This window comes from Pseudomonas sp. Pseusp9 (assembly GCF_059491265.1).
Map to the genome: position 1 here is coordinate 2501495 of NZ_CP168500.1, position 14971 is coordinate 2516465.

The 14971-nt window shown below is 59.9% G+C and carries 11 protein-coding genes and 1 pseudogene; 9 read left to right on the top strand and 3 right to left on the bottom strand.

All coding sequences use genetic code 11. From position 1 onward, the window contains the following. Positions 1–313: 313 nt before the first annotated feature. The 6 genes from ACEN8E_RS11330 to ACEN8E_RS11355 all read left to right on the top strand — a co-directional run bounded on the left by ACEN8E_RS11330 (position 314) and on the right by ACEN8E_RS11355 (position 6040). The gene (locus ACEN8E_RS11330) at positions 314–997 is read left to right on the top strand and encodes a hypothetical protein (protein ID WP_495592682.1); all 684 of its coding nucleotides are present in this window, start codon (positions 314–316) and stop codon (positions 995–997) included. Positions 998–1128: 131 nt separating this feature from the next. Continuing rightward, positions 1129–1971 carry a DUF6502 family protein gene (locus ACEN8E_RS11335; protein ID WP_495592683.1) on the top strand — a complete coding sequence of 281 codons (843 nt, stop codon included), beginning with the start codon at positions 1129–1131 and terminating at the stop codon, positions 1969–1971. Next, positions 1968–3593, top strand: coding sequence for a DUF5666 domain-containing protein (locus ACEN8E_RS11340; protein WP_495592684.1), 1626 nt, complete (start codon positions 1968–1970; stop codon positions 3591–3593). The genes ACEN8E_RS11335 and ACEN8E_RS11340 overlap by 4 nt, the downstream gene beginning before the upstream one ends. Before the next feature lie 102 nt (positions 3594–3695). Further along, positions 3696–4445, top strand: a complete 750-nt coding sequence (locus tag ACEN8E_RS11345) for a hypothetical protein (RefSeq protein ID WP_495592685.1) — start codon at positions 3696–3698, stop codon at positions 4443–4445. Between the two features lie 477 nt (positions 4446–4922). Next, positions 4923–5504, top strand: a complete 582-nt coding sequence (locus ACEN8E_RS11350; protein WP_495593417.1) for a hypothetical protein — start codon at positions 4923–4925, stop codon at positions 5502–5504. Then, positions 5504–6040 (top strand): hypothetical protein, encoded by a 537-nt coding sequence (locus tag ACEN8E_RS11355; RefSeq protein ID WP_495593418.1) that lies wholly within the window; start codon positions 5504–5506, stop codon positions 6038–6040. The genes ACEN8E_RS11350 and ACEN8E_RS11355 overlap by 1 nt, the downstream gene beginning before the upstream one ends. A 227-nt stretch (positions 6041–6267) precedes the next feature. Here ACEN8E_RS11355 and ACEN8E_RS11360 read toward each other — a convergent pair whose 3' ends face one another. The 3 genes from ACEN8E_RS11360 to ACEN8E_RS11370 all read right to left on the bottom strand — a co-directional run bounded on the left by ACEN8E_RS11360 (position 6268) and on the right by ACEN8E_RS11370 (position 8831). Beyond that, complete coding sequence (locus ACEN8E_RS11360) at positions 6268–7008, bottom strand: Mut7-C RNAse domain-containing protein (protein ID WP_495592686.1); 741 nt, start codon at positions 7006–7008, stop codon at positions 6268–6270. 132 nt (positions 7009–7140) lie between these two features. Further along, positions 7141–7938, bottom strand: coding sequence for a 2OG-Fe(II) oxygenase (locus ACEN8E_RS11365; protein ID WP_495592687.1), 798 nt, complete (start codon positions 7936–7938; stop codon positions 7141–7143). Between the two features lie 71 nt (positions 7939–8009). Then, entirely contained in the window at positions 8010–8831 is an 822-nt protein-coding gene (locus ACEN8E_RS11370) for a glycosyltransferase (protein ID WP_495592688.1), read from the bottom strand. Positions 8832–9104: 273 nt separating this feature from the next. Here ACEN8E_RS11370 and ACEN8E_RS11375 point away from each other — a divergent pair. The 3 genes and pseudogenes from ACEN8E_RS11375 to ACEN8E_RS11385 all read left to right on the top strand — a co-directional run. Continuing rightward, positions 9105–9233: pseudogene (locus tag ACEN8E_RS11375) on the top strand (IS30 family transposase); the annotation flags it as partial. 135 nt (positions 9234–9368) lie between these two features. Continuing rightward, positions 9369–10526 carry an HD-GYP domain-containing protein gene (locus ACEN8E_RS11380; RefSeq protein WP_495592689.1) on the top strand — a complete coding sequence of 386 codons (1158 nt, stop codon included), beginning with the start codon at positions 9369–9371 and terminating at the stop codon, positions 10524–10526. A gap of 48 nt (positions 10527–10574) precedes the next feature. Then, the gene (locus ACEN8E_RS11385) at positions 10575–14954 is read left to right on the top strand and encodes a response regulator (protein ID WP_495592690.1); all 4380 of its coding nucleotides are present in this window, start codon (positions 10575–10577) and stop codon (positions 14952–14954) included. Positions 14955–14971 lie beyond the last annotated feature (17 nt).

Genomic DNA, 14971 nt, shown 5'->3' on the forward strand with positions numbered 1-14971 from the left:
GTGATCACCCGTGTTGCAGGTGTCTCGATCACTCGTCCTTTTTCCATGGCCAATTGGCCGTTCCCCGATCATTCGATGGCCTTCACAAGGCGTTATCCATTTACGCGCCGGGCTGTCGTCCTCAGCCGTCGGTCGGCTTTCTCTTTTGCCGGTTGACCCGGAGCCAAAAAAGACTAATTTCAATACGTGGGAAATAATCCCACACAAGATATTCAAGAGACTGTAAGTCTGACGGGTTGCTCGCTTGCCGCTCCCGGTTTGCAACGCGGATTGCGTTGGCACTGCTCGCGGCAAATCATCAGGAGAATGCACGATGAACACTTATCTGCTTTTCAAGAAAGGTTTACTGGCGCTGGCCATTGGCGGCGTCCTCTCGGCTTCCACCGTTTTGGTGCCGGATTTCATTTCCCATGACTCGAGTGCCTATGCCAAGGATGGCGGCGGCGGCGGCGGCGGCGGCGGTGGCGGCGGTGGCGGCGGCGGTGGCCACGGCGGTGGTGGCAACGGCGGAGGCGGTAGCGGCGGTGGAGGTAACGGCGGAGGCGGTAGCGGTGGTGGTGGCAGCGGCGGCGGTGGCAACGGCGGTGGCGGTAGCGGTGGTGGCGGCCACGGCGGCAACGGCGGTGGCGGTAGCAGCAGTGGCGGCGGCCATGGTGGCAATAGTGGTCACAGTGGCAGCGACCATGGGAATGGCCATTCAGGCAATTCCGGTCCTGGAAGTGCCAACTCCGGTCGCGGCGGCACCCATGCAGAAGCGGGTGACGATCACGGCGTCCACGCCGGCGGTGAACCGGGTGACGACCGCGGCGTCCACGTCGGCGGTGAACCGGGTGATGACCGCGGTGTCCACGTCGGCGGCGAGCCGGGTGACGATCGCGGTGTCCACGTCGGCGGCGAGCCGGGTGATGACCGTGGTGTCCATGTCGGCGGTGAGCCGGGTGACGATCGCGGCGTCCATGTTGGCGGCGAACCCGGCGACGACAACAGCCAGATGTGAGGCGGCCTGATGACCTCATGCAAAACCCCAGGGACGGGTTTTGCATGAGGCACGGCAGAAATACATGCCTGCATTCATGGGATTATTTCCCACATGGCTATACTGGGGTTATCTGACCAGGAATGCACTGAATGCAATCGTCCACCTTGCCCACCTCGCTCCTCAAAGCCTTGCGGCATGTCATGCGACCGCTGGTACGCCTGATGCTGCGCAAAGGTGTCACCTACCTGGTGTTTACCGACCTGCTCAAAGAGGTTTTCGTCGAAGTGGCGGACCGTGAGTTCCGTCTGGGCGACAAGGCACCGAGCGACAGCCGCATCAGCCTGCTCACTGGCGTGCACCGCAAGGATGTACGGCGCTTGCGCAATACCAGCGACTCCGCTTCCTTGACGCTTCCGGAAAACATCACCTTCGGTGCGCAACTGGTCAACGCCTGGACCAGTGCACCCTTCTGCAACGACGCCGGCCAGCCACTGCCACTGCCTCGATTGGCCAGTGTCGGCGGCGACTGTTCCTTTGACGCCCTGGTGGCGAAGGTCAGCAAGGACATCAGGGCGCGGGTAGTGCTGGACGAATGGCTGCGCCTGGGCGTCGTGCGCCTCGACGAACAGGATCGCGTGAACCTCGAAGCCCAGGCTTTTGTGCCGCAAAAGGGCTTCGATGAGAAAGCGGCTTACCTGGGGCACAATCTGCACGATCATGCCTGCGCCGCGGTACATAACCTGAGCAGCGAAGGTCCGGCGTTTTTTGAACGTAGCGTCCACTATGACGCACTGGCCCCGATGAGTGTCGAGTCACTGCGCGAGGCCGTTGCCAACGAGGGGATGCAGACCCTGTTGAGCTTCAACCGACTCGCCGCGGAACTGGAATTCCAGGACCTGCCCAGTCTTGAACCGCGCCAGCGCATCACTGTCGGCCTGTACTTCTACACTGAAAGTTCCGATCCCGATTCACCAACGGCCCCTAAGCCATGACCGTCAATTTGCGCCTGATTCGAGCCATCGCCCTCGCTCTGGGCCTCGGGCTTCCCATTGCGTTGCAGGCCGCCCCAGCCTGTGTCAGCCAGAATGACGCGGGCACAATTGGAGTGCCGGTCATCCAGGCTCCGGGTGGCACCGGTGGTACGGGCGCGGCGCCTGGCGGCATGGGCGGTACCGGCATCGACACCGATAACGGTGGGGTGGGCGGTACCGGCGCACCGCTCACAAAACGCCCCGGCGGCATTGGTGGCACCGGCGCCGTTGCAGGCGGCGTGGGTGGCACGGGCATCAGCGACGATAACGGCGGGATTGGTGGCACCGGCATTGTCGGCACCATCACCGGGTTCGCCTCGATCTGCGTCAATGGCGTGGAAGTGCATTTCAACAACAATGTGCCTGTCAGCGAGAACGGCATTGTCGCCACCAGCACCCAGCTGGCAGTAGGCCAGGTGGTTGCCGTGGAAGCGTTCAATTCCCGTCGCGGTCTGGAGGCCGGGCGCATTTCCATCCTGCACGTCTATGAAGGCCCCTTGACGGCCCTGCCACGCGATTCCATGCCCATGCGCGTCATGGGGCAACCGGTACGCCTGGCCAGCGGTGCTCAAGTCGCTGCCGGTCTGCGCCCGGGTGATCCTGTACGGGTCAGCGGGCTGCGCGATGCCCTTGGTGAAGTGGTGGCCAGCCGCATCGACCGTGCGCCTGGCCTCAAGGAGGCCAGTGCCATCGGCCCGGTGGATCGCAGTGGTTATCTCCAGGGGCTCAAACTCAGCAATCACTCCGGTCCGGCGCAGGAATTGCTGGTACGCGGCCATTGGTCCGGCCGCGAGCTGGACGTGACCCAAAGCCGTCCCGACCCGAGCCTGCCCTTCATTGGCCGGGTGCGCAATGCAGTGATCGAGGGCCTGGTACAGGTTCGACAGGACCGCCATCTGGTGGTGGGTGGCTTTAATGTGACGCTGGCGCGCGACACTGTATTTGTGGGTGTACAGCCTTCGGAGCTGGCGCTGGATCGACGCGTGCGGGTCACTGGCGTGTTCAGCGGTGCGCGGGATGTGCAGGCTACGCGCATCGAATTGCCCCGCGAGCGTTCCGATTCGCCAAGCGGTAGCCAACACGGGAAACTCCGCAACGGCGAGCAAAACACGGGCGACTCGAGTGGATCGGGCAACTCGGGCAGCTCCAGCGGCTCGGACAACTCTGGCGGCTCTGGTAATTCGGGCAGTTCCGGCGGTTCCGGCAGCTCGGGGGACTCGGGCATCGACAGGAGCGGCCGCTCCGGCAGCGAAAACAGCGGCGGCGACGATACTCGCCACGGGGGCAATGACAGTCATGGCGACGGTGACAGAGTGGAAAGCGTGGACAAGTCCGGCAAGTCGGAGCGTGTCGAGCAACCCGACAAGGTCGACAAGGTCGAGAGGGTGGAGAAGGTGGAGAGGGTAGAGAAAGTCGAAAAGGTCGAAAAGGTCGAACGCCCCGAAAAGGTTGAAAAGGTCGAACGCCCGGAGAAAGTCGAGAAAGTTGAACGGCCAGAAACAGTCGAGAAGGTAGAGAAAGTCGAAAGGGTCGAGAAGGTCGAGCCGGTTGAAAAAGTCGATCACTCTGGCAGGCCGGGTTAAGAAGTGCAGTCGTGATGCACTATCGTCATAAGTGACTAGGCTGGGTAAGTCACACAACAAAACATGCGTGTGAACTTCGATGACGCAAGACACGAGGTGAACATGGACCCAATGCGCATCCTGCTCGTCGGTTTGCTTGCCAGCCTGGCCTTGCCAGCCCGGGCCGATAATTTCACGACCTCGATCGGCACCGATTACTCTCGGGGCGATTATGGCACCGGCACTACTTCCGAAACCTGGTATGTCCCGCTGGTGGGCAAATACCAGACCGGCCCCATGACCTACAAGCTCACCGTGCCCTGGCTGCGGATCACCAACCCTTCGGTCGGCCCTGACGGCGAGCCACTGCCCGGTGGCTGCGGCAAAGTTGAAAGTGGTTTGGGCGACACTATCGCCGGTGCCGACTATGCCGTGTTCGAGGACAGTGTTGGCGGGCTGTTCGTGGACCTGATCGGCAAGGTCAAGTTGCCTACAGCCGACGAAGACAAGTGCCTGGGCACCGGCAAAACCGACTATTCCGCCCAGGTCGATGTCACCAAATCCTTTGGTTTTGTGACCGGGTTTGCCACCCTGGGCTGGAAAAAATTCGGCGACCCGTCGGGCTCCGATTTCCACGACCCGATATTCACCAGTCTGGGCTTCGCCATGCCCGTGTTTGCACGCACCTCGGCGGGCGCATCCTACGACTGGCGGCAGAAGGTTGTTTCCACGGGCGACCCGATCAAGGAACTCACGCTTTTCCTGACGCACAAGCTCAATCAGCACTGGAAGTTCCAGTTGTATGCCGTCAAGGGCTTTTCCGATGCCAGTCCGGATGGCGAAGCTGGACTGTTGTTCAGTCACACCTTCTGATACCCGCCTGTTTCCTGCACTGATCAGACCGGGGCTTTGCTGCACGCCCCCCGGTTTGGTGACGCCGGCCATTAAGTTTTCATGCCTGTGAGCCTGTGAGGATCATGGGCATGGCTCTGCGCGTGCCTTAGTCCCGATAGTCCCGATGTTCGGTTGTTGACACTTGAGTTGACAGCAGTAATCTAAAGATGTGGGAATATTTCCCACGCAACATTTCTAACTGGCTCTGAGGGATCGTGCGGATACCGCAGTTGCTCGTTATTGCTGCAGATTTATGTTCGTGCCGGTTGGCTGGCCGCCACAATGGGCGGCCGGGAACTCACTAGACATTGCGTTCGATACGGAGATGACGACGCAACTCCAAGTGGAGGTGCATCATGCTGCTCAAGAAATGTTTGTTGGCGGTGGCGATTGGCGGAGTCCTGTCGGCATCGACTGTCCTGGTGCCCGATTACATCGGTAGTTTCTCCAGCGTATATGCCAAAGATGGCGGCAACGGTGGAGGCGGTGGCGGTCACGGTGGTGGCGGTGGCTCCGGAGGCGGCGGTCACGGTGGTGACGGCGGAGGCGGCCACGGCGGAGGTGGTAGCGGAAGCGGTGGTAGCGGAGGCGGTGGTGGTCACGGCGGCGGTAGCGGTGGCGGCGGTGGCTCCGGCGGTGGCTCCGGCGGTTCCGGAGGCGGTGGTCACGGTGGTGACGGCGGTGGTGGTCACGGTGGTGACGGCGGTGGCGGTCACGGTGGTGACGGCGGTGGCGGTCACGGTGGTGACGGCGGTGGTGGCCATGGTGGTGCTGCAGGCCATGGCGGTGACGGTCATGGAGGGCCGGGGCGCGGTGACGCTGACCATGGTGGTATGGCCGGGAACAGAGGCCCGGGCAATGCGCATGACAACCACAACGCCAGAGACAATGACAACGCCGCCGATGCAGCCAGGGACGCTGCCAGAGCTGATGCGGATGCAGCCCGGGATGCTGCCAGAGCTGCTGCCGATGCAGCCCGGGACGCCGCCAGAGCTGATGCGGACGCAGCTCGGGACGCTGCGAGAGCTGCTGGCGTAGTGGGCGCCGATGCAGCCCGGGACGCTGCCCGGGCCGCGGCAGATGCCGCCAGGAATGCCGCCAAGGCAGACGCCGATGCGGCCAGGGACGCTGCCCGGGCTGCTGCAAATGCGGCCAGGAACGCTGCCAAGGCACAGGCGAGGGCAGTCAGAGAGCCCAGAGAGGCTAGAGAGGCTAACGAGGAGGCTAACGAGGCGGCCAGAGAGGCGGCCAGAGAGGCTAACGAGGAGGCTGGCCAGGCGGCCAGAGAGGCTAACGAGGCGGCCAGAGAGGCGGCCAGAGAGGCTAACGAGGAGGTTGGCCAGGCGGCCAGAGAGGCTAACGAGGCGGCCAGAGAGGCTAACGAGGAGGTTGGCCAGGCGGCCAGAGAGGCTAACGAGGCGGCCAGAGAGGCGGCCAGAGAGGCTAACGAGGAGGTTGGCCAGGCGGCCAGAGAGGCTAACGAGGCAGCCAGAGAGGCGGCCAGAGAGGCTAGAGAGAACGCCCCCGGTGCCCCGGACGCGCGGGATGTCGATGTAGTTGAGGTGCAAAACTAGGCCTGTACGTTGCGCAATGAACACGGCAGGCATACCTGAAACATACGTCCCGGGGGGTTGAGGGACGTATCGGCAATGAGTCGCAAGCCCTGTTGAGTCGCGGGGTTTGCGACTTGTTTTTGAATTGTTTGAAGTTCGTCTGATGGTTAGGAATGCCCGGCAAATCGCCGGGCATTTTCATTCCTGAAACCTGGGTCGCGGGGGGATCAGTTCGCAGATACGTGTGGTTATCGGTCCAGTAGAGGTGCCAGCAATGCACACATGCCGCGCCAGTGCGAACCCTCCCAGTAAACCCGTTGGCAGGCGTCGCAGCGCAGGAAGTGTGAATAGAGGGCGCCAATGCGTGGCGGTACCTGCAATCGGGCCAGATCCGGGCTGATCTCGTGCAGCGGCAGGTTGCAATGCAGGCACAGGCTGAATGGCCGTGCGCTGCGCGCCAGATCGAGGCGCTCGTACAATTCGCGCAGCTGCAGTGACGGTTTCAGGGCATGCACATAACAGCCATGGCTGATGATCCGCCGCTTGAGCAGTTCGCGGTCGCGGGTCAGCACGATGCGTCCTTGCTGCGCAGCGATTTCGGCGATTTCGCCATCCTCGAAGCCATTGTCGTAGAGGGTGTCGAAGCCGCTCATGCGCAACAGGCTGGCCAGCCCGCCAAGGTGCGCGTCCGCGACGAAGCGCAGCACCCGCAACGGTTGCGCACGAACCTTCAGCAGCGGGCTGATGTCCAGCGCTTCGAACTTGGGATACACCGCCAGCCGGTCACTGTCGAAGATCGCCCGCTCGAGGCCCACCGACTCGCCATTGAGCAGCACCAGTTCGACCTCCGTGTGCGGTACTCCGAGCGCCTCGATCATGTGCTTGACCGTCGCCCCTTGCGCGCATTCGCAGGTGAAGGACTGCCGCCGCCGTTCGGCCGGCAGGAAATCGTTGAGCTCCTCGTAGAAGCGGAAGGTTGCTCTGGTCATGTAGAACAGTATGGCAGGACTGCAGGATGAACGAGTCCAGTCCGGGCACCTTCTCCGGCAGGCCCCAAACTGCGAAACTCCCGCTGAAAGAGTGAGCCAATCTTTTCTTTTAGCTGGGGAGGGGAGGGCTTATTACTTTTTGATCAGTTTGCCCATGTAGTACTTTAGGCTTAAACGGTCTTTGGGCCTTGGTTTATAGTGGGTTTTGTTTCTTTGTGTGGGGTCGGCCGCCATGGTTCCGGCGGTGTAGTAATAAAGCGCTATGGATTTACGGGTGATGTGCTCGGGAGTCGTTAAAGGCTCTGGATGCCCATGATTGCTGTCTTTGTCTGTGTTGAAAATGACACAGCGATTGTAAATTGGCAGGACTTTTTTAAGGCAAGTCTTCATGTTGACATCCCAGAGTTCCAGATTGCCGCCGTATTCCTCTCGCCAGTCTTCGCTCAGGTAAATGATGACATTCAGTCTGCGCTCGACATTAAGTTTTTTGTTGAGCCTGAAGTCCGAATGCACACCCAGAAAACCACCGCTTTTCGTTTCATGCAGGCCGCCACCGGTAAAGTAGGGATCGGGTATCAAGCCTTCGATGCCTGTGAGCTTTTCAAGAAACTGCAACATGGGGGCCGAATTGAAGGCGTTGAAGATAGTCTTCAGATAAGGGGTGCATTCGTTGGGACTGATTTGACGTTTTCGTTGACCTTTATAACCTCGCTCGTAGAGCATTTCGTTGTTGGTTGGTTCGATTGGGAAATGCGAGCAGATATTCGCAATCAGGTCTTCGTGCAAGAAGTTGTCGATGACGATGTGCGGAAATGGCGTAGCCTGAATATAGCGACTGGCCAATGAGTCACCGAAGGCGCTGGCGGCGTGTTGGTCGAAATCAAGCTCCGGGGATAGGGTCATGGGTAGTGCTTGAGTGATGGGGGCCATTACCGCTCCAATAACTTGATATAAAGACTTGTGGGTGACATCAAACAGAATTTGACGCACTGTTCGTTGCGTCAATTCGTAGCTTGATTTTTTCTGTCGTCCTTGTTCAGGCGCTTAAGAATGCTGTTGTACATTTTGGTTCGTCTGTGAGTCTTTCCATAGCCGCCAGCCGCTGCGACAGTACCGGCCTGAATGTGATCCAGATAGCTGAAGATTTTACGCGGCGATAACATCTCAACGGCATAACCAAGCTCGGTCATACGGTCTTGGAGCGTATAGCCTGGCACGCGATCATCCATTGAAAAGTGCATGTTGTGCTGCTTGACAATTTTGCAGTTCCACAATGTGCAGAAACTTTTCAAGTAGGCTTCTTTGTACGGTTTTGGTTCTCTGGAACGCAATCCCATGGAGATTTTCAGGCGTCTGTAGTGGTGTTTGAATAATCGTGAGCTAAAGCGCCAAAGCGTTCTCGTGGTGCCACGGTTTATTTGCTCAACACAACCGACGGCCACGACGTTCGGGTTTTTTATGCATTTATTCAGCATCATTGGAAAAACATTTTTATCGAAAACAAATGTATCGGTGTGCATCAGGAATAAATAATCAGTTTCAATCTGCTGTAAAACCAGGTCAAGTGCCTTGCCATGCGCGATATGGCCAGCTTCCGGTTTGGAAGCGGAGCGCTCGATTAAATTGATCCAGTCAAGAGTTCGTAAATACTCAGTGCTTTCATCGGCGGAATAGTTGTCGACTACCCAGATTGGCACGCCGTTACTGCCAAAATGCTGGTGCAATAAGTCCAGGCATATCTTGGTGATTTCTGGTGTTTTGTAATTTACTATGACTATGCTGAAAGCTTTAGGGCTTTCGGCCGCAAAATCAGGAGTGCTCATTGTTCAGGTGCTCAATATTATTATATTCAATTACAGTAATAATTTAACCTGTATGCAGATTTTGCTTGTCTTTTTTGCACAAAATCTTGTGTGGCAATAGAGCATGGTTTGTTAAATGACTTTGTCCTGGATAATGACAAAGGCTTGCTCAGGCCTGATGGAGAGCCGCAGATGCGGACTTCATCGTATAAGGATCTGCTCTATAGGTAAACATTCGTGACTTGATTCGTTATCTGCGCAGGCGTCAGGCAAGCGTCCCGGGGGGTATGAACTGACCTTGCGGAGCACTCGCAAGCCATGCTGAATGACGAGACAAGACAGTTGAACAGCTGCCCTCGGAAAACACTGAACTACGAATCGCCCGCTGAACGAATTAGCCATTCCGTTGCCTCCACCGGTTGAATTCACAACTGGAGGAGACATCAGCCAGCCTCCCCAGGAGCTTCACTCAGTTGCAGCTCTTAATAAGAGCTACGCTTGCATGCAATGGAGCGGCATCGCGTGGCCTCTCCTCATAGGGAAGGGGAGCCGATAGCCATGGCTGACGAGCAGGACATTTATCCAGCGGCCACTGTTCTGGTGGTCGATGATACGCCAGACAACCTGATGCTTATGACTAACCTGCTCAAGGACAGGTATCGGGTCAAGGCTGCCAACAGCGGAGAGAAGGCCCTTCGCGTACTGCAGGGTGATTCATTACCGGATTTGATCCTGCTCGATATCATGATGCCGGGGTTATCGGGCCATCAGGTCGCGCAGCAACTGCAGAAAGATTCACGCACCCACGATATCCCCATTATCTTTCTCACCTCCCTGGCGTCGATGGAGGATGAAATCCAGGGGTTGGAGTTGGGCGCTGTTGACTACATCACCAAGCCCATCTGTGCACCACTGGTTCTGGCGCGGGTGGAAACCCAACTGAAGATCAAGGCCGCGGCTGACTTCCTTCGCAACAAAAACGACTTCCTTGAGCAGGAGGTTCAGCGCCGCACACAAGAGGTGATGGCCATCCAGGACGTCACCATCCAGGCGATGGCTTCGCTGGCCGAGACGCGTGACAACGAGACTGGCAACCACATCCGTCGCACCCAGCACTACGTCAGGCTGCTGGGCGAACTGCTACGCGACCACCCGCGCTTCAAGCACTTCCTCAACGATGAAACCATCCACCAGTTGTTCAAGTCGGCACCGCTGCATGATATCGGCAAGATCGGAATTCCCGATCACATCCTGCTTAAACCGGGGCGTTTCACTCCCGAGGAATTTGAAATCATGAAGACCCACACCACCCTGGGACGTGATGCGATCCAGCATGCCGAGGATCAGTTGGGTGTCTCGGTGGGCTTTTTGCGCATTGCCAAGGAAATAGCGTACAGCCATCAGGAGAAGTGGGATGGCAGCGGCTACCCGGAAGGACTGGCCGCCGACGACATTCCGGTCAGTGCCCGACTGATGGCGGTGGCGGATGTCTACGACGCGCTGATCAGTCGGCGCGTGTACAAGGCTGGAATGCCTCATGAGCAGGCGGTGGAGATCATCCGGCAAGGGCGCGGTTCACACTTCGATCCGGACGTCTGTGATGCGTTCGTGAGCAGCGCCGGGCAGTTTCGTACCATCGCCGAACGCTTTGCCGATAGCGATCAGGATATGACCAGGCAACGGGCCGCCATTGAACGAGTCGCTCAGGAGCCCTGAGCGACTCATGCACCACCACACAGGGGTTTGCGTAAACGGGGAGCTGCAATGACCAGAGTGTTCGTCCTGCTGGAGCGCCTGTCTTTAAGCCACAAACTGATCCTGGGTTTCGCCACGCTGCTGGCGCTGATTCTGGTGCTTGGAGCGCAGAGTCTGCGTACCCAGGAGTCGTTGAAGCGGGACATGCATCGGCTGTATCAGCAGGAGTTGGTCGGCATTGCACACCTGCACGAAGCGAGGGTGCAAATGCCGCACCTGGTGCAGGCATTGCTGCGTGCCGTCGGTAGCCCCAACGGGGACACTCGCCTCGAAGCTGTTGCCCGGGTGCGCGATGTTCAACAGCGTCTCCAGGAAGCCCTGGCCCGGGCTCAACCCACCCTCTGGCGCCAGGAAAATCAGGTGCGGCTGGCCAGGTTCGAGGTGCTGCTGGAGCAGTTGCAGCACGATGGCGAGCAGGCACTGCAACTGGCCGCCCAGGGGCATCAGGAGCAGGCCCTGCTGTTGCTCAACAGCGACGAGTTCCAGAGCCTGGATCAACAGGGTGACGAACTGCTTGATCAGGTTGCCCGGATCAAGGAAGCCTCTATCCATGACACAGCCAAACAGATCGCCGAGTTCGCTGGACACAGCACCACACTCACCTATGAATTGCTGCTGGGCGGCCTGACGCTGGCACTGTTGATGGCCTGGCTGGTCAGCCGTTCGATTCGCCAGCCGCTCGAACGGGTGCGCGCCGCCGTCGACGAGCTGGCCGCTGGCCGACTGGAACAGAACATTCCCCATACCGATCTGCAGAACGAGACCGGCGACCTGGCCCGTGCCATCGCCAAATTGCAGATCGAGTCCCGGCAACTGGAACGGCAGCGCTGGATCAAGGTTCAGACGGCGCAGCTACAGGCTGATCTGCCGCAAGCGGAAACACCCCACGAGCTGGCCCAGGTCTTCCTGCAACATATGGCGAGCATGCTAGGCATTTGCCGCGGCGTGCTCTACAGCGTGCAGGAAAGTGCCGACAGCTTGCAGCTGGTTGGCAGTTACGCCGCCGATCCGCAGCAGCCACCTGCGCCGACCGTGGCCCTGGGTGCCGGTCTGCTCGGGCAGTGCGCGATAGATCGAGTGCCGCGTGAACTGCAGGGGCTGTTCGGCCGCTTGCATTCGCAGCTGGGCGAGGTGTCGGCCAGCAATTTATTGCTGCAACCGATTCTGCGCGGTGAGCGCCTGCTCGGCGTGCTTGAGCTGGCGGGCTACCAGGCGCTTGGAGAGCGTGAGCTGTCTCTTCTGCAGGAGGCGTTGCCGCGGTTGTCTGGAGCCATGGCTGTCATGGAGCGTAACCTGGCGGTGCAATCCCTGCTGATAGAAACCCGGCGTCAGGCCGATGAAATGGGCGAGCAAGCGCTGCGGCTGGAGCAGCAGTCTGAGGAACTGGAGACTCAACAGACCGCCTTGCGTGCCACCGAGGCCTGGTATCGCGGGATCATCGAGGCAGCGCCGGACGGCATGCTGGTGATCGGCGCTGACGGTGCCATCCTGATGACCAATCCGCAACTGGACAAACTGTTTGGTTACGTCGCAGGGGAACTGACCGGCAAAACTGTCGAACGGCTGGTTCCCGACGCGGCTCGCGCGCGGCATGTGGCGTTGCGCGATGGCTTCATCGCTCACGGCAGTACCCGGCAGATGGGCGCGAACCTGGAGGACTTGAAGGGGGTGCGCAAGGACGGCAGCCTGTTCTCGGTGGAGATCGGCCTTTCGCACTTGCCAACCCTGGAAGGGCGCGGCACCTGCATCTGTGCCTCGGTGCGTGACGTCAGCGAGAGGCGGCAGTTGCAGGCGGCACTCAAGTCCAGCGAGACGCAGCTGCGCGCGGTGCTGGACAGCAGTCCGGTGGCCATGCTGATCCGCGGCGATGACGGCCGGCTCAGCTACTGCAACCCGGAACTGGAGAGCCTGTTCGGCATTGGCCGCGAGCAACTTTGCGAGGCGGACGAAAGTCGCTTCTGGTGCGATGCACAAGCGCGCGCAAGCTTCCTGGCAGCGGCCGCTGAGGGGGAGGTGCTGAATTTCGAGGCCAGCCTGCTACAGGAGGGGGGAAAGCGTTTCGATGTGCTGCTCTCGGCGGTAACGCTGACCCTTGGCGAGCGGCGCATCAACGCCAGTTGGTATTACGACATCACCGACCGCAAGGCCGCCGAGGCGGAGGTGCAGCGCGCCCGGGAAATTGCCGAAGACGCGACGCGGGCCAAGAGCGAATTCCTCGCCAATATGAGTCATGAAATCCGTACCCCGATGAATGCCATTATCGGCATGAGCCACCTGGCGCTGCGTACCGAACTGGACAACCGGCAACGCAACTACATCGAGAAGGTGCATCGCTCGGCAGAGAACCTGTTGGGAATCATCAACGACATCCTCGACTTCTCCAAGGTCGAGGCCGGCAGGATGGATCTGGAATTCATCCCGTTCCACCTGGAGGACGTGCTGGAGAACTTCGCCGGCATGGTCGGCATGAAGGCGGAGGACAAAGGCCTGGAACTGCTTTACAACACGGCAGCCGACTTGCCCACCGCGCTGATTGGCGACCCTATGCGCCTGGGCCAGGTCCTGGTGAACCTGGGCAACAATGCTGCCAAGTTCACCGAACAGGGTGAAATCGTGGTGGGTGTGGAGCATCAGGGTGGCGATGAGGGCAAGGTGGAGCTGCATTTCTGGGTGCGCGACACCGGCATCGGCATGAGCGAAGAGCAGTGCCAGAGGATTTTTCAGTCCTTCAACCAGGCCGACAGTTCTACCACTCGCAAATACGGGGGCACCGGTCTGGGCCTGGCTATCTCCAAGCGTCTGGTGGAACTGATGGGCGGGCGCATCTGGGTACAAAGCGCACTCGGCGTTGGTTCCACCTTTCACTTCTGCGTGAGTCTGGGTATGCAGACCGACGCACGACCGCGACGGATGTTTACCGCTGGCGAGCTGCTCGGCGTACGCGTGCTCGTGGTGGATGACAACGCCAGTGCCCGAGAGATTCTCTCGGGCATGGCGCAAAGCTTCGGCGTCGAAGTGGATGTAGCGGACAGCGGTCGCGTGGCCCTGCGCATGTTGGTTGAGGCCGAGCAGAAGTCGTTGCCTTACGACCTGGTGTTGATGGACTGGCGCATGCCGGGTATGGACGGGGTGGAGACCGTACGCCAGATGCACTCCGCCAATCTGGCGTACACGCCTTCGGTGATCATGGTCACGGCCTTCGACCGTGAAGAGATACGTGAACAGGCCGAGCGCCAAGGCATGCGCCTGCCAGTGGTGCTGACCAAGCCGGTCACCCCATCCACCTTGCTGGAGGCCATCGGCACCGTGCTCGGCAGGGTGGTGCAGACCGAGACCCGGGACAGTGAGCGCAGCGTGCGCAGTGCCAGCTGCCTGGCCAGCCTGAAGGGCGCGCGCCTGCTGCTGGTGGAAGACAATGAGCTGAACAGGGAACTGGCCTGTGAGTTATTGGAAGGGGTGGGTATCGAGCTCGTTCTGGCATGCGACGGTCAACAGGCGCTGGATCTACTGGAGCGCGACACTGATTTTGACGGCGTGTTGATGGACTGCCAGATGCCCGTGATGGATGGTTACACCGCTACCCGCAGAATTCGCCAGGAGGCGCGTTTCGCCGAGTTGCCGGTCATCGCCATGACCGCTAACGCCATGGCCGGAGACCGCGAGCAAGCCCTGGCTTGTGGCATGAACGATCATATTTCCAAGCCGCTGAATGTAGCTGGCATGTTCGCCACCCTTGCCAAATGGATCAAACCGCACGCCGATCGTCGCAGCATACCTGCGGTGCTGACTGTTCCTGCAGCCTCTGATTTGTTGCCCGCCGGGCTGGACGGCATCGATATGGCCGTCGGGTTGGCCACCTGTATGGGCAAGCGTGAGCTTTACCTGCGCCTGTTGCGCAAGTTCCACGCCGCCCAGACAAGCTTCACCGGGCAGTTCCAGGCAGCACTCGCCGATCCTGATGCAACAGCCGCGGTTCGGTTGGCCCATAGCCTGCGCGGTACTGCGGGGAACATTGGAGCCAGGGCCGTGGCGCAGGCTGCTGCGGAGTTGGAGACGGCGTGCCAGACAGGTGAACGGGTGCAGGCCCGTCTGGCCGAGGTCGAGCAGCGCCTGGCACCGGTATTGGCTGGCCTGGCCCGTCTTGGCGAAACAGTCCCTGTGCCACGGGCGCAGGTTCGGCAGTCCGGGGCGGATCTCCAGGGACAGCTCGCCAGACTCAAGCGCCTGCTGGCCGAGAGCGACACCGCTGCCGTGGATATGCTTGATGATTTGCGTGGCTTGTCTCTCGAACAGGATCTGGCCAGGCGCCTGAGTCTTGTGGCGCAGCAGGTCGAGCGCTTCGACTTTGATCGTGCTCTGGAATTGTTGCAGGACGCAGGAGCGGACTGAAACCTTGCCGCAGCGCC